The sequence below is a fragment of the Staphylococcus sp. GDY8P57P genome, assembly GCF_017892585.1.
GTDB classification, from domain to species: domain Bacteria; phylum Bacillota; class Bacilli; order Staphylococcales; family Staphylococcaceae; genus Staphylococcus; species Staphylococcus borealis.
This window is the reverse complement of the sequence record NZ_JAESLK010000040.1, coordinates 32,583-51,711: the sequence shown is the minus strand read 5'-3', so window position 1 is coordinate 51,711 and position 19,129 is coordinate 32,583. Positions and strand designations below refer to the sequence as shown.

General features: G+C 30.8%; 20 protein-coding genes, 1 pseudogene and 1 riboswitch. Of the genes and pseudogenes, 1 reads left to right on the top strand and 20 read right to left on the bottom strand.

The window, feature by feature from the left end; translation table 11 throughout:
• Positions 1 to 227: 227 nt before the first annotated feature.
• Positions 228 to 1,058 carry a lipoate--protein ligase family protein gene (locus KA878_RS11945; protein WP_053029488.1) on the bottom strand — a complete coding sequence of 277 codons (831 nt, stop codon included), beginning with the start codon at positions 1,056 to 1,058 and terminating at the stop codon, positions 228 to 230.
• A 150-nt stretch (positions 1,059 to 1,208) separates the two neighbouring features.
• Between KA878_RS11945 and KA878_RS11940 the strand changes: the two genes are divergently transcribed.
• Positions 1,209 to 1,595: a rhodanese-like domain-containing protein gene (locus KA878_RS11940; RefSeq protein ID WP_011275678.1), complete on the top strand. Its 387-nt coding sequence runs from the start codon at positions 1,209 to 1,211 to the stop codon at positions 1,593 to 1,595.
• A gap of 194 nt (positions 1,596 to 1,789) precedes the next feature.
• Here the strand turns inward: KA878_RS11940 and gcvPB are convergent, their stop codons facing one another.
• From gcvPB to KA878_RS11845, 19 genes and pseudogenes are all read right to left on the bottom strand, one after another.
• The gene (gene gcvPB / locus KA878_RS11935; RefSeq protein WP_053029489.1) at positions 1,790 to 3,268 is read right to left on the bottom strand and encodes an aminomethyl-transferring glycine dehydrogenase subunit GcvPB; all 1,479 of its coding nucleotides are present in this window, start codon (positions 3,266 to 3,268) and stop codon (positions 1,790 to 1,792) included.
• On the bottom strand, positions 3,255 to 4,607 hold the full coding sequence (gcvPA, locus tag KA878_RS11930) for an aminomethyl-transferring glycine dehydrogenase subunit GcvPA (protein WP_193839296.1): 1,353 nt from the start codon (positions 4,605 to 4,607) through the stop codon (positions 3,255 to 3,257). The genes gcvPB and gcvPA overlap by 14 nt, the downstream gene beginning before the upstream one ends.
• A 16-nt stretch (positions 4,608 to 4,623) precedes the next feature.
• Positions 4,624 to 5,715 (bottom strand): glycine cleavage system aminomethyltransferase GcvT, encoded by a 1,092-nt coding sequence (gcvT, locus tag KA878_RS11925; RefSeq protein WP_075108730.1) that lies wholly within the window; start codon positions 5,713 to 5,715, stop codon positions 4,624 to 4,626.
• Positions 5,716 to 5,791: 76 nt separating this feature from the next.
• Positions 5,792 to 5,907: riboswitch (glycine riboswitch) on the bottom strand.
• Positions 5,904 to 6,377: a shikimate kinase gene (locus KA878_RS11920; RefSeq protein WP_075108732.1), complete on the bottom strand. Its 474-nt coding sequence runs from the start codon at positions 6,375 to 6,377 to the stop codon at positions 5,904 to 5,906. (Overlaps the previous riboswitch by 4 nt.)
• Positions 6,378 to 7,270: 893 nt before the next feature.
• Positions 7,271 to 7,723 carry a competence type IV pilus minor pilin ComGD gene (gene comGD / locus KA878_RS11915; RefSeq protein ID WP_247878265.1) on the bottom strand — a complete coding sequence of 151 codons (453 nt, stop codon included), beginning with the start codon at positions 7,721 to 7,723 and terminating at the stop codon, positions 7,271 to 7,273.
• Entirely contained in the window at positions 7,704 to 8,024 is a 321-nt protein-coding gene (gene comGC / locus KA878_RS11910; RefSeq protein ID WP_193839294.1) for a competence type IV pilus major pilin ComGC, read from the bottom strand. Before comGC ends, comGD begins: the two co-directional genes overlap by 20 nt.
• A gap of 13 nt (positions 8,025 to 8,037) precedes the next feature.
• Entirely contained in the window at positions 8,038 to 9,102 is a 1,065-nt protein-coding gene (comGB, locus tag KA878_RS11905) for a competence type IV pilus assembly protein ComGB (RefSeq protein ID WP_070854969.1), read from the bottom strand.
• A complete protein-coding gene (gene comGA / locus KA878_RS11900; protein ID WP_193839293.1) occupies positions 9,074 to 10,048 on the bottom strand; it encodes a competence type IV pilus ATPase ComGA in 975 nt (324 codons plus the stop codon). The genes comGB and comGA overlap by 29 nt, the downstream gene beginning before the upstream one ends.
• A 51-nt stretch (positions 10,049 to 10,099) precedes the next feature.
• A complete protein-coding gene (locus tag KA878_RS11895) occupies positions 10,100 to 10,726 on the bottom strand; it encodes an MBL fold metallo-hydrolase (RefSeq protein ID WP_193839292.1) in 627 nt (208 codons plus the stop codon).
• Position 10,727: 1 nt separating this feature from the next.
• A complete protein-coding gene (locus tag KA878_RS11890; protein ID WP_193839291.1) occupies positions 10,728 to 11,051 on the bottom strand; it encodes an MTH1187 family thiamine-binding protein in 324 nt (107 codons plus the stop codon).
• Complete coding sequence (locus KA878_RS11885) at positions 11,051 to 12,037, bottom strand: ROK family glucokinase (RefSeq protein ID WP_075108722.1); 987 nt, start codon at positions 12,035 to 12,037, stop codon at positions 11,051 to 11,053. The genes KA878_RS11890 and KA878_RS11885 overlap by 1 nt, the downstream gene beginning before the upstream one ends.
• Entirely contained in the window at positions 12,034 to 12,237 is a 204-nt protein-coding gene (locus KA878_RS11880) for a YqgQ family protein (RefSeq protein ID WP_053029500.1), read from the bottom strand. The genes KA878_RS11885 and KA878_RS11880 overlap by 4 nt, the downstream gene beginning before the upstream one ends.
• Positions 12,221 to 13,678: a rhomboid family protein gene (locus KA878_RS11875; protein ID WP_193839290.1), complete on the bottom strand. Its 1,458-nt coding sequence runs from the start codon at positions 13,676 to 13,678 to the stop codon at positions 12,221 to 12,223. Before KA878_RS11875 ends, KA878_RS11880 begins: the two co-directional genes overlap by 17 nt.
• 18 nt (positions 13,679 to 13,696) lie before the next feature.
• Entirely contained in the window at positions 13,697 to 14,233 is a 537-nt protein-coding gene (locus KA878_RS11870) for a 5-formyltetrahydrofolate cyclo-ligase (RefSeq protein ID WP_193839289.1), read from the bottom strand.
• A 226-nt stretch (positions 14,234 to 14,459) separates the two neighbouring features.
• A complete protein-coding gene (gene rpmG, locus KA878_RS11865; RefSeq protein WP_011275661.1) occupies positions 14,460 to 14,609 on the bottom strand; it encodes a 50S ribosomal protein L33 in 150 nt (49 codons plus the stop codon).
• 116 nt (positions 14,610 to 14,725) lie between these two features.
• Positions 14,726 to 16,771, bottom strand: coding sequence for a peptidoglycan D,D-transpeptidase FtsI family protein (locus tag KA878_RS11860; RefSeq protein ID WP_075108719.1), 2,046 nt, complete (start codon positions 16,769 to 16,771; stop codon positions 14,726 to 14,728).
• Positions 16,772 to 16,898: 127 nt separating this feature from the next.
• Positions 16,899 to 17,498 carry a superoxide dismutase gene (locus KA878_RS11855; RefSeq protein WP_193839288.1) on the bottom strand — a complete coding sequence of 200 codons (600 nt, stop codon included), beginning with the start codon at positions 17,496 to 17,498 and terminating at the stop codon, positions 16,899 to 16,901.
• 308 nt (positions 17,499 to 17,806) lie between these two features.
• Entirely contained in the window at positions 17,807 to 18,223 is a 417-nt protein-coding gene (locus KA878_RS11850) for a Fur family transcriptional regulator (RefSeq protein ID WP_075108718.1), read from the bottom strand.
• A pseudogene (locus tag KA878_RS11845) lies at positions 18,210 to 19,072 on the bottom strand (metal ABC transporter permease). Before KA878_RS11845 ends, KA878_RS11850 begins: the two are co-directional and overlap by 14 nt.
• Positions 19,073 to 19,129: the final 57 nt, after the last annotated feature.

Below are 19,129 nucleotides of genomic sequence, written 5' to 3'. Positions count from 1 at the left end.
CCCGCCCGCAAGGATGACTAGAACTGAGAAAAGCTTGATTAAAGCGCCTTCTCAGTTCAGTCAGCTACTGCGAATTTGCAATATAGCCTCATTATATTATTTATGTCCCGGACTCTATAAATATATATTGGCAGTAGTTGACTGAAATAAAAGTGCACCCTATAAAGTCAGAATTTAATTCCAATTTTTAGAGTGCACATCAATTTAAAAACACATTTACTGTCTTTTTATTTTTTATATAACCATTCATCAGAACGATATTTTTCTTCTAATTCTTTTACTTCTTCCATTTGCTTATCAGATAAAATAAGTGGTTTAAATTCAATATTTAATCCTTTTTTAAAGCCTTCTTCAAATGCTTTTTCCATTTCCTCAATTGTTATATGTCTATCAGCAATATCGTTGATTGCCACTGCTTTATCTACAAATGCTTTTTTCATTTTATCTTTAAGACGATCATTTTTAAAAGTGAACATGTCGAAAAGTTCATCAACATCAACATCTTGTAATAAAGAACCATGCTGTAAAATGACGCCTTTTTGTCTAGTTTGAGCACTTCCTGCAATTTTTCTACCCTCAACAACTAATTCATACCAACTTGGCGCGTCAAAACATACGGCACTTCTTGGTTGTTTTAATTTTTCTCGTTCTTCTTTTGAACGCGGAATCGCAAAATATGCTTCAAATCCTAGTAATTTAAATCCTTCAAGTAACCCTTCAGAAATAACACGATACGCTTCAGTTACAGTAGAAGGCATATTAGGATGTTCTTCTGACACAATAACACTATATGTTAATTCTTTATCATGAAGTACACCTCTACCACCCGTTTGTCTTCGAACTAACCCGAATCCTTTTTCTTTTACTTTATCAATGTCGATTTCTTTTTTTAATCTTTGAAAATATCCCACTGATAATGTTGCGGGATTCCAAGTGTAAAATCTAACAACAGGATCGATTTCCCCTCTTGATACAAAGTTTAAAAGCGCTTCATCCATTGCCATATTATAATATGGATCGTGACTTCCTGTATTTATAAAATTCCATGTCTCTGTCATAAAACAAACTCCAATCACAATATATAATTAACTAAAGAAAATATTAAATTTTACATATAAAACTTTGATAAAAATAGCTAATAAAAAATTTTGATAAATTTAGCTAACAGTCTTATAATTATAATATCGGTTAATTAGGGAGGATGCAATATGAATGTATCTTTGATTATAGCTTTAGCTATTATAGTCATTATTATTTTATATATGCTTGGAAATTGGTTTATGAATAAACGAGCAGTAACTGAACTTGAGCAAAATGAATTTCATAAAGGTTTAAGAAAAGCTCAAGTGATTGATGTTCGTGAAAAAGTAGACTATGATTACGGCCATATAAACGGCGCTCGTAACATTCCAATATCAATGTTTAGTCAAAGATATCAAGGTTTACGTAAAGATCAACCAATTTATCTTTGTGATGCAAATGGTGTTGCAGGTTATCGTGCAGCCCGTATTCTAAAAAAGAATGGCTATAAAGATATTTATATGTTAAAAGGCGGATACAAAAAATGGACTGGTAAGATTAAAACAAAAAAATAATCGTATGTCTGTTATGAACTCTTAAAGATAAAATCTTTAAGAGTTTTTTTACGCCTTTAATGCAACACATCTATGCGTATTATAATAATATCTCTTAAATTGTGTTAACAATACGTATAATTTCAAAGTACAAATCTATGTATATAAATAGTCCCTATAACCATTTATAAGGTTACAGGGACAAGAAATGAATATTATTCTTTTTCTTCGTGAAGGTTTTCAAATTTCAATACAGGCTTACGTGCAGCAGTAGTTTCATCTAATCTATCAATGATTGTACTGTGTGGTGCTTCTAAGACTGTATCAGGTTCATTTTTAGCTTCTTCAGCAATTTGGATCATTGAATCAATAAAGTAATCTAATGTTTCTTTAGATTCTGTCTCAGTTGGTTCAATCATCATACCTTCCTCTACATTTAGTGGGAAGTAAATTGTTGGTGGATGTACACCGAAGTCTAATAAACGTTTAGCCATATCTAAAGTACGAACACCATGTTCTTTTTGTTTTGATCCACTTAATACGAATTCATGTTTACAATATTGTTCATATGGAATTTCGTAGTGGTCTTTTAAGCTAGCTTTAATATAGTTAGCATTTAGAACTGCTGCTTCAGAAACCTCTCTTAAACCTTCTGCACCCATTGTTCTAATATATGTGTATGCTCTTAAATAGATACCAAAGTTACCATAGAATGGTTTAACTCTTCCGATAGAGTTTTTAATATCATTATCATATTTAAATGTATCTCCATCTTTGATTACCATTGGTTTTGGTAAATAACTAGCTAATTCTTTTTTTACACCAACTGGTCCTGAACCAGGGCCACCGCCACCGTGAGGGCCAGTGAATGTTTTGTGTAAGTTTAAGTGTACTGCGTCAAATCCCATGTCTCCTGGACGTACTTTATCCATGATGGCATTTAAGTTTGCACCATCATAGTATAATAATCCGCCAGCTTCATGCACAATTTCTCGGATTTCCATGATGTTTTTCTCGAAAATACCTAGTGTATTTGGGTTTGTTAACATGATCGCAGCAGTGTTTTCGTTAACAACACGTTTTAAGTCTTCGATATCAACTTCGCCACGTTCATTTGATTTAACAGTAACAGCTTTAAATCCAGCAAATGACGCAGATGCAGGGTTTGTACCGTGTGCTGAGTCAGGAACAATTACTTCATCACGGTGACCTTCACCATTATCTAAATGGTATGCTTTGAAAATCATTAAAGCCGTCCATTCACCATGGGCACCTGCAGCTGGTTGTAATGTCACTTCATCCATACCAGTAATTTCTTTAAGTTCTTCTTGTAAACTGTATACAACTTCTAAAGAACCTTGAACTTGATCTTCTTCTTGTAATGGATGTGATTCAGCAAATCCAGGAATACGAGCTACTTTCTCGTTGATTTTTGGATTATATTTCATAGTACATGATCCTAATGGATAGAAACCTGAATCAACACCGAAGTTTTTATTAGATAATTCAGTATAGTGACGTACTAAATCTAATTCAGCAACTTCAGGGAATTCCGCTTTGTTTTTACGGATAAATTTATCGTCAAGAATACTCTCAACTGAATCTGTTTTAATATCGCTTTGAGGTAATGAGTATGCATATCTACCTGCTCTTGATCTTTCAAAAATTAATGGACTTGATTTACTTACTACCATTTAGCTCACCAGCTTTCTTAACAAATGTATCAATTTCATCTTTAGTTCTTAATTCAGTAACAGCAATTAGCATATGGTTTTCGAAGTCTGTTGAAGCTTCTCCTAAGTCAAAGCCTCCAATGAAACCTTCCTCAGCTAGCTTTTTATTTATATCTTTGATTGGTTGGTCGAATTTAACAACAAATTCATTGAATGAAGTACCATCAAGAACTTCAAAACCGTTGTCTTTAAATTGTTTTTTAGCATAATTTGCGTGTTCTAAGTTTTGAACTGCAATATCATAAATACCTTGTTTACCAAGTGCTGACATAGCAATTGATGATGCAAGTGCGTTTAAGGCTTGGTTAGAACAAATATTTGAAGTAGCTTTATCACGACGGATATGTTGTTCACGAGCTTGTAAAGTAAGAACAAATCCGCGGTTACCTTCATCATCTTGAGTTTGTCCTACTAATCTACCAGGAACTTTACGCATTAATTTCTTAGTTGTAGCAAAGTAACCACAATGAGGTCCACCAAATTGTGTTGGGATACCAAATGGTTGTGTGTCTCCGACTACGATATCTGCTCCGAATGAACCTGGAGGTGTTAATAATCCTAAAGCTAATGGATTAGCATAAACGATAAATAATGCTTTTTTACCTTCGATAAATGATTGGATTTTTTCTAAATCTTCAATTGAACCATAGAAGTTTGGATATTGAACTGCAACAGCTGCAGTTTCATCATCTACTGCTTGTTCTAATTTTTCTAAGTCTGTAATTGTACCATCTAAGTCAACTTCTACAATTTCAAATTCTTCTCTAACTTTAACGTAAGTTTTTAGTACTTGAAGTGCTTGATAATGAAGTCCTTTAGAAACTACGATTTTATTTTTCTTAGTGTGATTAAATGCTAAGATACAAGCCTCAGCAAAACTTGTGATGCCGTCATACATAGATGAGTTTGCTACATCCATATCTGTTAATTCACAAATTAATGTTTGGAATTCAAAAATAGCTTGTAACTCACCTTGAGATATTTCAGGTTGATATGGCGTATAAGCTGTATAGAATTCTGAACGAGAAATCATAGCATCTACAACTGCTGGAGCATAGTGATCATACACACCTGCACCTAAGAAAGACGTATGAGTTTCTTTAGTTACGTTTTTATTAGCAATTGTATTCAATCTTCTTAAAAGTGAAGTTTCAGCTTCACCACTAGCAATATTTAAGTCTCTATTTAATAAGATATCCTCTGGCACATCTCCAAATAATTCATTAATTGAACTAGCACCAATTTTCTCTAACATTTCTTTTTTATCTTTTTCTGTTAATGGTATATAACGATGACTCACAATACACACCCCTTAATTATTTTTCAATTTGGTTTTTCTTAACAATTTTAGCTTTGAGTTGTCTTTTACGTACTTGAACTAATAGTTCACGACCCATTTCAAACTCGTCTCGCTTAATGATTGCCATTGCGATAGATTTACCTGAAGATGGTGCTTGTGTACCTGAAGTAACTTCACCAATTTCATTACCGTCAAGGTCTAATACTGGATAGCCTGTTCTAGCAATACCTTTATCAAGTAATTCTAAACCAACAGTTCTACGTTCTGAACCATTTTCTTTTTGGTCTTTTAATACTGATTTACCAATGAAATCTTCTTCGATTAATGGTTTAGCAGCAAAGGCAATTCCGCCTTCATAAGGTGTAATAGATTCAGTTAAATCTTGACCATGTAAAGGTAAGCCAGCTTCTAATCTTAAAGTATCTCGTGCACCAAGACCACATGGTACTACTTTATGTTCAATAAAGCCGTTCCAAATATCTACAGTATCTTTAGCATCACAGTAGATTTCGAACCCGTCTTCACCTGTATAACCAGATTGAGATAAAATAACATTTTTTCCAAATAGAGTAACATTTTGTTGGAAATCAAATGGTTTCATTTCACTTACATCAATATCGACTAATTCACTAACTAAATCTCTTGCTTTAGGTCCTTGAACTGCTAATTGACCAAATTGATCAGAAACATTTGACACTTCAACATCAAAGTTAGGTGCATGTTTTTCAACCCAAGCAAAGTCTTTATCTGTGTTAGCAGCATTAACGATTAATAAATAATCATTATCGCCAACTTTATATGTTACTAAATCATCAATAATACCACCCTCTTCATTACATAAAGCAGTATATTGAGCTTTAGTGTCAGTTAGGTTATTAGTATCGTTTGAAAGTAAGTATTGGACAAATTTACTAGCATCATTGCCTTTAATAGAGATTTCTCCCATGTGGCTTACATCGAACATACCTATTTCATATCTAACTGCGTTATGTTCTTCTTTGATACTTGTAAATTGAACAGGCATTGCCCATCCACCGAATTCTACAATTTTTGCACCACTATCTACATAATTTTGATACAATGGTGTTTTTTTTAATTCGCTTGTCATTAGAAAACCCCCTATATTTTTTATAAAAAACAGAGTAGCAAATAGCTACCCTGTTTATACACTTAATCCAGGAATGCGTAACAGTATTATCCTTTTGCCTGAGAGTTTAGTAGTTAACTTGCACCTTCGGCGATAAAAATGATGATACTTTAAATTAAGTAAAATATTTTTATTCTCTCTAATACTGATCAACCGCAAGATAGATAATTTATAATATCATTATAAATTTCTTTGATTGTTTTATCACTATTCACTTTCATGAATGCGATTTCATTATATCTTGAAATCCTTGATAAATACAAGTTATTTAACTGTTTTTTAGATTTATCAATTGCATTTGGTCTATGTTTATCGTTCAAAACTCTTTTGAAGATAATATCTATGTCACAATCTAGCCAAAAAATGTATTTATACTGTTTTAAATAATTTAATGATTTAGAGTATTCGATAATACCACCACCAGTAGCAATGACATCATATTTTTGTGTACATTCCGATAAATATTTATACTCTAATTCTCTAAATCCTATTTCTCCGACATCTTTAAAAATGTCAGGTATTGTTTTATTTTCTCTGATTTCAATGTAAATATCTAAATCTATGAAACTCAATTGTTCCTCTAAGGATAAATATTCTCCTATAGTGCTTTTACCTGTACCCATAAAGCCAATAAGTATTATTGGTGAATTTTTCTTATTCAATAGCCTCACCTTTTGTCAAATAGTTGATTAATTTTTTGGTCATAAAAACTACTCATGTTATGAATTGTCTTCAATTTTAAACTATATTGAGTTGTATAAAAAGTGATGACAGACAAATAAATAATAAAAATTAGCAAAGTGTAAGTGCTCATGAATCCACTAAACTTATATAAAGAGTGTTTTGTCATAATAATTCACCTCATTTCCAATTCTTAAAATTACTTCTATAATTCCTCGTTGCCTAGATATAAAATTCGCGTCTAGTACATTATTTAAGAGCGTGATATTTCCTTTACTATTGCTTTCAAAAATAATCTTATGATTGTGGAACTTAATATAGTCATTTTGATGTTGTCGTTGAATCATAATAGTATGATTGTTTATCAATTTCATAGTAATTGTTTTAGAATTAGTCATTTTATTTAGGTCTACTTGAAAAAAAGAATATTCTGACTGATCAAATTCATAAGCGTTAATTAAATATGTATCGGTTAAACGAATTAAATTTGGCATTACAGTTAAAATGAGGATCGTAATGAATAAAGAAATAAGCATTTCAATAAATGTAAAACCTTTAATTACTAAGTCGGATGCAAACTTTTCTCTTTGCTGAATTATTGTTATTACATATCGTATTTTTGTAAAGTTTAATTTCATATTTCCCTATGTTAATTCCTTTTTTGAGTTCATTATGGCTGTAATATTTATGACTAGTCATGATTGCTTGTTTCATATCTAGCATATCGTATTGGTTTCGCAAATTGACATTGAATTGTTGTAATAGTGGCAAAAAAGTTAAAGTAATGACTGACATCACCATAAAACTAAATAAACTATCAATTAATAGACTTCCTTTAACTTGATAATTTGACAAAACGTATCCTTCCTTTATCTATATGGAAAATTATTCTGTAAAAGTGTGTTTTATATTTTAAAATAATTGATCCAAAATGATTTATTTTCCCTTCATTATTAAATGTGAGTGTTTGTACTTTTGCAACAGAGATTATCTTTGTTCCAAATAAACTTAATGTATATTTTTTTCCGTTCTGTTCTATCACTTTCATTTCTGAAGCATTCTTATTAAGCACTAATGTGATAGATTGATTTTCGGCAATTGCTTTTGATTTAAGATATTCAAATTGAGCAATAATATTATTGATTTTTAATCTACTCTCAAATAAATTTAAATGATTTGTTTTATAAATATATGGGGAAATGTTTAAGAAAATGATTAAAATAATTAAAGTGAGTAATGTTTCAAGTAGTGTAAATCCAGGCAATTTATTAATTCGCAATTGCCTCACCATTTGATATAGCAATAGTTTCTCCAGAGCGACATTGTTTTTGTCCGTCTTTTATTAAACCTTCTGCAACAAGTTCATTTATGTTAGTTGGGGCACGATTATGCTTTAGAGTATAGGCTTCTATCTGACTATTTACCATTTTTACTTGTGCCTCACAGCCTGTGGACTGTATATGAGCAGTTTGTTTAGCAATATTGGGAATGATTAATATTAATAGAACGCTAATAATGAGCAATACTAATAACATTTCAATAAGTGTAAAGGCTTTTAACTTCTTCATATTTTTAACGGTTCTCTTCATATAAAACTCCTTATTATTTAATATTTTGCATTAATTGAAACATAGGTAGCATTATAACTAAATATAAACTAACAATGAATATGCCTAAGAATAGAAAAATAATGGGTTGAATCACTTTAGTATGTTGAACAGATTTTTCCTGAAATCGGTTAATGAGTATAGTTGCGTATATTTTTAGTTCAACATCTAATTTGCCACTTTTTTCTCCTTGCTGTATAAATTTAATCAAGTCATCTTGAAAGCAAGGCATCATAGCCAGGCTATTTGCCAAAGAAAGGCCATTATTAGTTTTATCCATTAGAAAATCTCCTAGATAAGTTAAATAGTCATTCTCTTTTTGAGCTAAGTAAGTTGTAACGATGTCCTGTAAACTCACACCGTTCTTATAAAATAAGCTTAAATCATTAGAGAGTTGATACGTTTTAAAAATTTTATAATAATTGTTGATTAATGGTAATGACGATAAAATAAGTACTTTTTTTGAGGTATTCAAGCGAAATAGAATGATGATGAACGATGAAATCGTTATAAGTAAGATGATGAAACTTATAAAGATAATTGTTGGTAAAGAGGTAATCATAGATGTTAAAAATTTTTGATAGAATGATAAATTAACATCCATAGATACGTATAATTGTTCAAATTGAGGGATTACAGTATAATTCAAAACAATAATCATGCACATGAAAACGGTGCATAATAACAATGGATATTGAACAGCTTTAATCACTTTTTGTTTTGCAGATAAGTTTGTTTTCATATATTTTATAGACTCTTCTAAAGCATCTTCTAGAGTTCCATATTTTTGTGAAAAATATACTTGAGTGGTGATTGAATTAGGATAACCTATTAATTGTAAAATATCATAGCATGTTTTACCTGTTTTAATAGATGTCATAATTTTATTATTTAATTCTTTATCTCTGTATTTAAAATATAAATTGATAAATTCAAAACTTTCAAGTAATGTAAACCCACTTTTTAATAAGTTCGTCAGCGTTTCTAGTAAATGTATCATTTGAGCACTAGTTAAATTCTTTGATGGAAAATTAAAAATATTTGTTTGCAGTATCTTCACAAATCGTTCCCTCTTTGGATAATAAATTTAATTGATGTTCTAAATTATTAAAATTATGCGGTAAAGTTTGTTTATGATCAAAAAAATATTCAATTTGATGCCTATCAATCGTTTCACAAATCAGACGTCGTTCGTTCTGTGTTGTTGTAATTAACCTTTGATTTGAAATGATATTGATAGATTGCGTTAATTCTTGTTTTGAAATTCCCATTTCAATTAACCTTAATAGAGCGCCTTTGCAATTAGCAGAATGCATTGTCGATAGAACAAGGTGCCCGCTTAAACTTGCTTGAATTACACATTTAGCTACTTCAGCATCGCGTATTTCCCCTATTAAAATTATATCTGGATCACATCTCAATATTGCTTTGAATGAACTAACATAATCAATTCCTGCTTTTTTATTGATAGATACTTGAGTAATGCCTTTAAGTAATTGTTCTACCGGGTTTTCAATAGTGATGACGTTCAAATTTAGCTCTTTGTAAGCGTGTAGCACCATCTGATACATCAATGTACTTTTACCAGATCCTGTTGGACCAGTGAATAAAATTAAACCTTGCTTTTTATTTACTAAATGCTTAAAATCTTCAAACGCTTTATATTCTTTCTTAGCTTTAAAATATTGAGGAATTATCCTTATTACACAGCTTTCTAGCCCTAATGATAATGGTAAAGTTGAAATTCTTAAATAGTATGTAGATTTAGCTTGATAAGTATATCGACCACTTTGAGCAATTTGTTGTGAAGAAACATCTAAGCCAGATCTGAATTTCATAAATACGAGTAATTTTTGGTATACATCTAAGTTAAAGGTTTCATATAGTTCAAGAGAGTCATTAATTCTAAACTTAATATGTACTTCATCTACTGAAGGGATGAAATGTATATCACTCGCATTTTTTGAAATGGCCTTATTTACAATTTCTCTGAATAGTAACTTCAAAAAAACACCTCCTACATATATAAACGTAGGAGGAAAAGAAATTACTTTATTTTATTGTCCATCTAAAAATGGATTTAACTGTTCATCATCCACAGTTGTATACGGACCATGACCAGGGAATAATGGCAAATCACCTTCTAATTCAAATAATTTATCTTTAATTGAATCAACAAGTGTTTCATAATCGCCACGATATAAATCTGTACGTCCAATTCCATTATTGAACAAAGTATCACCAACTACTGCGAATTCCTTAAACACATACGTCAAACTTCCTGGAGAATGACCAGGTGTATGAAGTACATTAAATTCAAAATCAGCAATGTTATGTTTGCCTTCGTCTAATGCTAATGGTTTGGCTTCGCTAGTGATTAAAGGCATACCATACTGTTTGAATTTAGCAGAACCATTTTTTTCAGAATCAGTCAGAAAACTGAATTCTTCTTTATGCATGTATAATGGAACATTATATTTATTAATTACTTCATCTAAAGCTGCAATATGATCAAAGTGCGCATGTGTTAATAAAATTGCTTTTAATGGTTTGTTAATTTGATTTAATTTTTTAAAGATTTTATCTGATTCACCAGCCGGATCAATTAAAATAACACTGTCTTCATTTTCGACAAAGTACGCATTAGTATCTACTAGTCCTAAACTCAAGCTTGAGATTCTCATATTATTCTCCTTGTTTATCGATATGTTTCTGCACAGACTTTAATTTATCGTTCATTTTACGTGTTTTGTCTCGTCTATCGTCTATTCGCAAGTTTGTGCAAACTCTATCTATACCTTTGCTGAATGGTAATTCATGAATTGCTTGTACTACTTCAAACAAGTCTTTTAGATCACCTTCAATAAGTGTATTCATAGGTGTTAATTGATAATCAATTTTACCTTCTTGCTTAAATGATTCAAGCTTCATTTGTATTTCTGCAATATATTTACTAACACTTGGACCTTCAGTTCCAACTGGAATAATAACAACATCGACAATTGCCATTATTTAACACCATCCTTTTCTAGTATATATGTTTTAATAAGTCCTGCTGCACCAGTGATGCCAGCGTCGTTACCTAGTTGTGCTTGTACAATTTCTGTATCCTTCTGAGCAGGAGTGAATGTTAAGTTGTGATACTCTGTTTTAATATTTTCAATTAAAATTAATCCAGCAGTAGACATACCACCACCTAAAACAATATATTTTGGATTACTTGTTGCGCTAATAATACTACATAAGTATGCAATATGATTTGCAACTTTTTCAGTAATAAAAATACAGAATTGGTCTCCTGCTTTAGCCGCATCAAATACAGCTTTAGCTGTCACTTTATTTTCTTTAATTAACGGTAATATTGATGATTTAAATGTTAATTTAGGATAATAAAAATCAATTAAATTAACAACACCCGTAGCTGAGGCAACGGTCTCTATACAACCAGATTTACCACAATTGCAATTAAAGCGTTGGTCAAAATCAGTTCGGATATGACCTATTTCTGCGCCAGAACCATTATGACCATGTACAAGTTCACCGTTTGAGATAATACCGCCACCTAAACCTGTACCTAAAGTGATTGCAACGACGTCATCAGCACCTTGACCTGCACCTTTATGCTTTTCTCCTAAGGCTGCTACGTTAGCATCATTATCTACATAAACTGGACAGTTAACAAATTCACTAAATATTTGACGAACATTAACATTTCCAGGCCAATGTAAATTGACTGCCCCATTAACAATACCTGTTTCGAAATCAACAGGACCAGGCACACCTATCCCGACACCGATCACATCATCGATACTTAATTGATGTGTTGCAAGTGTTTCTATAAATGAATCATAGATATTCTTTAATAAGGTTTTACCCGTATGATCAGACGTATCTGTTTTGATTGACCATTTGTGTAGTTGCTCAAGCTCACCGTCGAATATACCAAGTTTACAAGTTGTCCCACCAATATCAGCTGCTAAAATAATATTTTTCATTTATGCTCATTCCTTCTTTGGTTAATTAGTAAAATACATTTTAGATATTCATCTTTAGATAATAATTCGTAATGATGTAATGATTTGATTTCTTGTAACATCATTTCATACATATCGTTTGGATTTTTAAAATAAATTATAAAACCATAACGTTTCAGAAGTTGTAATACATCATAGAAATTATTAATTTCTCGATTCATTTGTCTTTTCCAACTCTTTTTTTAAATTTTTATAATTATTATTATTAGAATCAATAGCTAGAGCTTTTTTTACATAAGTGAGTGCTTTTTCATTATCATCAAGCGCTCTATTAGCTATTGCCAATTCATAATTTAAAAGACCGGAATTAGGATGATTTTTTAGTCCGCGTTCCCAATCTGCCATTCCTTCTGCTCTTGAACTTGTTGTAGCTGTTATTAATCCTTTTAAATAATAAGTTCGATCATCATCATAACCTTTATCAATCGTATGATTAACGATTGAACTAGCCTCTTTATAGTCATAATCTAAGATGGCATCTTCGATTAATTTATCATATATATTTTGTTCTTTAATAGTAAAAATTCTTACTTGTAAAGCTACAAATAAAACAAGTAATATAATTAAGAAAACCCAAAATAAATTTCGATTTGTCCAAAAATAATAGCCAATTAAGGTAATTAAAACGCCACCAATAAATCCGCCTAGATGTGCCATTATATTAATATTAGACATAAATAATGATAAGACTATCAACACTAATAAGGCGATTAACATTTGGCCAATTACCTTTCGAGTAAACGTCTTACTAACAAACATCATCGCGAAAATAGCGCCTATTAGACCAAAAATTGCGCCACTCGCTCCAACTGAAACAGTATGAATATTAAATGATAGGGATATAAAATTACCAAGTAAACCAGAAATTATATATATACCTAACATTTTCAATGGACCAACGATTGATTCAACAATTTTCCCGAAAATAAATAATGACAACATATTCATTAAAATATGTTCAAAATTAAAATGTAAAAACATGGAGGTAATCAGTCGATACCATTCGCCATGAACGACATTAAAGTGTACTAAACCACCTAAATCTAATAATTTAACGTCTGAAAAATGGTTTAAATAGAGTATCATAATTAACCATATCAATACATTGACTGTGATTAAGCCGTATGTCATTGGGGTGAAACGTAACATATGTTTATCAATTGGATTATTTGATAATACGCGCCTTTTATAATAAGTAGAAAGCTTGTTATCTTTTTTGAATAATAACTTAGTTAATAAGTGATGATGAATCAATTTGTGTAAATCATTGTTATTAGCGATGCGTAGACACTCTATTTTAATTGGACTAGATTTAGCAAATTCATCATACTGAAATGCTTGTTCAGTAAAATAATAGTATTTAATGTTTTTTAGTTTGCAATTAAGCTCATTTTCAAATTGCTTGTAATTATCAATCATTTTCGCTTTATCAAACTGAATTTCTTGGTTAGAGACGATCTCTTTTCTAAATATCGCTAGCGTATTCTTTTTTTTATGTATTAGCCAGACTTCACTATCATTTTTATCAATATTAACAAGGTCAAAGTTATAATATTTAATAAAATAATAGATAGACTTCCAGAAGTATTTTTCTGTATCCATTAATTCCTCCAAATATAATTAAGTATTAAAGATGATTAGTTCGTCAACAGGTTGGTCATGAGACTCAATATCGAACTGTGATAGTTGCAAGTCATAGAGTAAGCTAACAGTACTAGCTTCAGACTGACTTAAAAACCGATCATAATATCCCCCACCATAGCCTATACGATAGCCATCATTTCTAAATGCTACACCAGGAACAACTATCAAATCTAGGTTATCAGTGATTTCAGTATCTTCATTAACATATAATAAGCCTTTTTCATCTTTTTCAAGACTATTAAAAGATAATATTTCTTTAAAATTCATTTCTTTCAACTTATAGTTTGTGTCAGGAACGAAGACATGTTTATTATCAGCTAACATCGATTCGATAATTGGGTATGTATCAACCTCATGAGGCATAGATAAGACAATACCTATTCTATTAGCATTTTTATATAATTGACTATTAATCAATTGATCTTTTAACCAAGTGTCTGCTTGTTGTTTGTGTTCTTTGTTTAATTGTTTCATTCGAGATAATATATCTTTTCTAATCTCTTTTTTACTCATAAAATCCCCACCCTTTTAACACTATATATATTATAACGTTATTAAAAGGTGATGTCATTTAGATGAAATAAAAAAGGAGGTAGACGGCATTCTTATGAATGATTGTCTTGCCTCCTTAAAGTAATAAAAGCTGATAAAAACTCTAAACAAGTTCTTATCAGCTTAGTTAGCTACTACAAATTTGCATTGTAGCTTTAAATTATTTTTATAAAGCTTTAGTTAGCTATTATTTAGTTTCACGGTGTAAAGTGTGTTTATTATCACGTGAACAATATTTTTTCATTTCAACACGTTCAGGATTAGTTCTTTTGTTTTTAGTAGAAATATAGTTTCTATCTCCACATTCTGTACAAGCTAATGTTACATTTACGCGCATGTTAAATCCTCCTTACCTTTTCTAAATACGACTTTATTATCATACCACTTAGTACAATAATTGAAAAGTATTATTTTTTATACATTAATAATTTCAATCAATTAAAAGTGAATGGGTTACTTTTTATCATCAAAATAATAATTAATGACGTCTCTACCTAAATCTCCGCCATTTAACCATGGTGGTGGAACGGGTTGATTCGTGTATACAATTGAAAATGATAGCTTAGGATTTTTGATTGGTGCATAACCTATATAAGTTGAATTAACTCTTGATTCACCATCTTGGAATACTTCGGCAGTACCAGTTTTCCCTGCAGAAGGTACTTTTGTTTTGTGGAAACTTGAATAGCCTGTTCCATCTTTTTCATTGAATGCCATTTCAAATCCTTTTTGTACTTCTTTAATTTCATCTTCTGAATTATTTACTTTGTTTAAGACATTACCTTTAATTTTTTGTTTAACTGGACCGATGTCATCACTATTTGTAGCATCATGAATGGCCAAACCTATATGTGGTTGGATTCTATATCCATCATTTGCAATTGTAGAAACGTATTGTGATAACTGGATTGGACTATACGTATCATATTGTCCAATTGACAAATCAAGGTAATTTCCTGAATTATTGGTTAAGGGTTCAATTTGACCTATTGTTTCATTCGGTAAATCAATACCTGTCTTAACACCTAATCCAACTTGGTTTAGCCCTTTTCTTAACTTCTGACCAGCTTCCCTTATATCTGATGGTAAGCCCATACCACTATAATAAGGATCACCAGCTAATTTCAGTGCGGTTTTAAACATATAAACGTTAGATGAATGCATTAAAGCCTCTTTATCATTAATTCTAACTTTATCATTTTTATTAAAGTATGAACGCTTAGTTAATCCGCCTTTGAAATGCAATGGCTCATCTATCATTTCTTCGCCTACTTTTATAGCGTTATTTTGATATCCTGCTAGTAAAGTTCCACCTTTGACAGAAGATCCAACTGCAAATTGGCCGGTAAAGTTACCTAAATCATAATCAGTAAGATTACCATTTTTATCAATCTGTTTTCCTGCCATTGCTAAAATATCACCATTTTTAGGATTTTGGACCACAATTAGCGCATTATCCATATCTTTAGCACCTTGGCTACGTAATGTTTTAATTTGATTTTCTAATAATGATTCAACTTTTTTCTGTAAATCTATATCGATTGTTAATTGTAAATCATCACCTCTAGATCCAGGATTGATGACTTCAGAATTGATAACTTTTCCAGATTTATCAGTTGTATATTTCATTTCTTTCTTTTTACCACGTAAAATATCTTCATATTGATACTCTAAATAAGATTTGCCGACTCTGTCATTTCTAGAATAGCCTTTAGCTAAATATTGTTCAGTTAATTCTTTAGGAATACCTTCACTCGACGTAGAGACGCTTCCAAATATACTTCTCAAAGTATCTCCATATGGATAGCGACGATCCCAATCCATTGTTGTATTGACACCTGGAAGATTATCTAACTGTTGTGATACTGCAGCATATTCTTTTTCACTTACATCTTCGTTTTTAATTGTTTGTGGATTCATTGTAGAACCAGCAGCCATTTCACGATAAATTGCTAAAACCTGTAAGTCTTTTTTTGATAAACTCTCAATTTGTTTATCGCCGACTTTCTTATATAACTGTTTATCATATTGATCTTGAGAGATACTGCCTTCATTTAGCATCGACATTTCTTTTTTCATCAATGTATCAACTTCATCAGGATGTTTCTGAATCCAAAAATCTTGTTTATCTCTTTCAGTGATTTTATTTGTCTTCATAGAAATTAAAGATGACAATTTTTTAGCAGTATCTAACATATCTTTTTGACTTGTTTTTCGAGATCTAGTGTATGTAATCGTTAGTTTAGATGCGTTATCTACTAAGACTTTTCCATTTCTATCTAGAATTCGCCCTCTAGGTACGGATTCATTTACAGTTATGTTCTCGTCATTTTTAACTAATTGACTGTAATGTGAACCTTGTGCAATCTGTAAATATCCTAATCTTAAAACTATAATTCCAAATATAACTATAATAGCACCAAATACGAAGCTAATTCGTTTATTCATTGTGTGCTTTATTTTTTCATCATTTGACTTTTCTTTTAATCTTTTAAGCAAGATAACCTACCTCAATTATTAAACATGTTTACTCATAAATGATATATGAAAATGAGACATATTACCATCATTTTCATAAAAAAAGTGGCCTCATAAAGAGACCACTTGCTAAATTGAAAAAGCAGAATTATTTTGTTGCATTATATAATTCGTCAACTTTTTCCCAGTTAACAACATTCCAGAAAGCACTGATATAATCTGGACGTTTGTTTTGATATTTAAGGTAATAAGCGTGTTCCCAAACATCTAAGCCTAAGATAGGTGTTTTACCTTCAGTTAATGGGTTATCTTGGTTTGGTGTAGTAACAATTTCTAATTGACCATTATTAACTACTAACCAAGCCCAACCTGAACCGAAACGAGCTGCTGCTTTATCAGCAAATTCTTTTTTGAATTCGTCTAAAGAGCCCCATTGTTCTTTAATTTTATCAACAACAGTACCTTTTTCTTCAGAATTAGGAGTTAATAATTCCCAGAATAATGAGTGATTTAAGTGTCCGCCACCATTATTACGAACAGCTGTTTGAATATCTTCAGGTACACTATCTAAGTTAGCAACAATTTCTTCAATTGATTTAGATTCAAAATCTGTACCCTCAACTGCAGAATTTAATTTAGTAACATAAGTGTTGTGGTGTTTGTCATGATGGATTTCCATAGTTTGTTTGTCAATGTGTGGTTCTAATGCATCTGCTGCATATGGTAAATTTGGTAATTCAAAAGCCATATTTAATCATCCTCCTAAAAATTCGTTACATTTATAATAACAAGTTATTAACAAAGCAACAAAATATTTGCTTGCAACTAATATTAATACGCTTATTATCAACTTACTTATATAATATATCTCAAAAAGGTAGCTTTTAAACATAATACGAGTCAATATTTCGTCATTTTTAAATAAATCCTACTTTTGGCCTATATTTCAACTGGTTTTCCACTTAAATAGATTAAAAAAGCGGAGTGGACAGAATTGTTTTCAATTCGTCGTCCACTCCCGGCTTGCTTAGTTTATAGAATGTATTAATTTAAAATTTATTTTGATTTTTGACATGCTTCACATACACCATAAACTTCTAACTTATGCGTATGAATATCAACATTTGGTAAATAAGATTTAATTTGATCGATTGGGCAATAGTCAATAACTTTAGTGTCACCACAATTTTCACAAATAAAATGATGATGATGATGATTCATGCAAGCAATTCTAAATTTCATTTCTCCATCTAATTCAGTACTTTCAATAATTTTCAAATCTTTAAATAAGTGTAAGTTACGGTAAATAGTATCAAAAGATATGCCTGGGTAATCTTTGTCTAATTGTTTTTGTATATGCTTAGCATTGATATATTTATCTTCATTAACAAAAATATTTATCATATCTTCACGTTTTTTTGTATATTTCAAACCGTTATCTTTTAAAATTTTAATTGCATCATTTGTATTCATAAGTTATTTCCCCTTTTTAAGTCTTACGGTTGATTTTTGGAATAACATTGTAAGTCCTAATAATAAAACTAATAGTACTACAATAACACCACCAGGTGAAATATTCATATAAAATGCAAGTATAAGTCCTAATATTACTGAGAATTCACCAATTATAACACTTAAAATGATTAATTGTTTGAAACCTTTAGTAATTCGCATAGCTATAGCAATTGGTAATGTTATTAAAGCACTGACTAATAAAATCCCAACAACTCTCATTGAAGCCGAGATAACCATAGCAACAATAACTATAAATAGGAATTGAATCCATTTGGGAATATTTATAACTTTGCTATATTCTTCATCAAATGAAAGAATAAATAGTTCTTTATAGAATAATACGATGAATAACACGACAACTATAGCAATAACGACAACCGTTAATAAATCGCTAAGACTTACTGCACTTATTGAACCAAATAATAAGCCTACGATCTCTTGGTTAAATCCGTCAGCAAGAGAGATGAAAATGGCGCTGAGCGCTATCCCAGCACTCATAATAATAGGAATAGCAATCTCTTGATAATTAGAGTATGATGTTCTTAACTTTTCGATTAGTATTGCACCTATTATGGCAAATAATATTCCAAACCACATTGGATTGATAATAGCGAGTGCAGGTGATAAAGTCAATACAAACATACCAAAGGAAATGCCGCCTAATGTGACGTGACTTAATGCGTCTGCAATCAAAGATAATCTTCTTACAACAATAAAAGCACCAATCAAAGGTGCAATAAACCCTATTAAAATCCCACTAAGTAATGAATATCTCATGAAGTCAAAATTTAATAACGCATCAATCATGGATATCACCACTAACTTGTTTGATAAAACTGTTCATTTTTAAACTCCTAATATATT

Coding starts and splice junctions, on each gene's coding strand:
- KA878_RS11945 (WP_053029488.1), bottom strand. CDS start 1,058: ATGACAGAGACATGGAATTTTATAAATACAGGAAGTCACGATCCATAT.
- KA878_RS11940 (WP_011275678.1), top strand. CDS start 1,209: ATGAATGTATCTTTGATTATAGCTTTAGCTATTATAGTCATTATTATT.
- gcvPB (WP_053029489.1), bottom strand. CDS start 3,268: ATGGTAGTAAGTAAATCAAGTCCATTAATTTTTGAAAGATCAAGAGCA.
- gcvT (WP_075108730.1), bottom strand. CDS start 5,715: ATGACAAGCGAATTAAAAAAAACACCATTGTATCAAAATTATGTAGAT.
- KA878_RS11920 (WP_075108732.1), bottom strand. CDS start 6,377: ATGGGTACAGGTAAAAGCACTATAGGAGAATATTTATCCTTAGAGGAA.
- comGC (WP_193839294.1), bottom strand. CDS start 8,024: ATGAAGAGAACCGTTAAAAATATGAAGAAGTTAAAAGCCTTTACACTT.
- KA878_RS11895 (WP_193839292.1), bottom strand. CDS start 10,726: ATGAGAATCTCAAGCTTGAGTTTAGGACTAGTAGATACTAATGCGTAC.
- KA878_RS11890 (WP_193839291.1), bottom strand. CDS start 11,051: ATGGCAATTGTCGATGTTGTTATTATTCCAGTTGGAACTGAAGGTCCA.
- KA878_RS11885 (WP_075108722.1), bottom strand. CDS start 12,037: ATGAAAAATATTATTTTAGCAGCTGATATTGGTGGGACAACTTGTAAA.
- KA878_RS11880 (WP_053029500.1), bottom strand. CDS start 12,237: ATGAATCGAGAAATTAATAATTTCTATGATGTATTACAACTTCTGAAA.
- KA878_RS11875 (WP_193839290.1), bottom strand. CDS start 13,678: ATGGATACAGAAAAATACTTCTGGAAGTCTATCTATTATTTTATTAAA.
- KA878_RS11870 (WP_193839289.1), bottom strand. CDS start 14,233: ATGAGTAAAAAAGAGATTAGAAAAGATATATTATCTCGAATGAAACAA.
- rpmG (WP_011275661.1), bottom strand. CDS start 14,609: ATGCGCGTAAATGTAACATTAGCTTGTACAGAATGTGGAGATAGAAAC.
- KA878_RS11855 (WP_193839288.1), bottom strand. CDS start 17,498: ATGGCTTTTGAATTACCAAATTTACCATATGCAGCAGATGCATTAGAA.
- KA878_RS11850 (WP_075108718.1), bottom strand. CDS start 18,223: ATGAATACAAATGATGCAATTAAAATTTTAAAAGATAACGGTTTGAAA.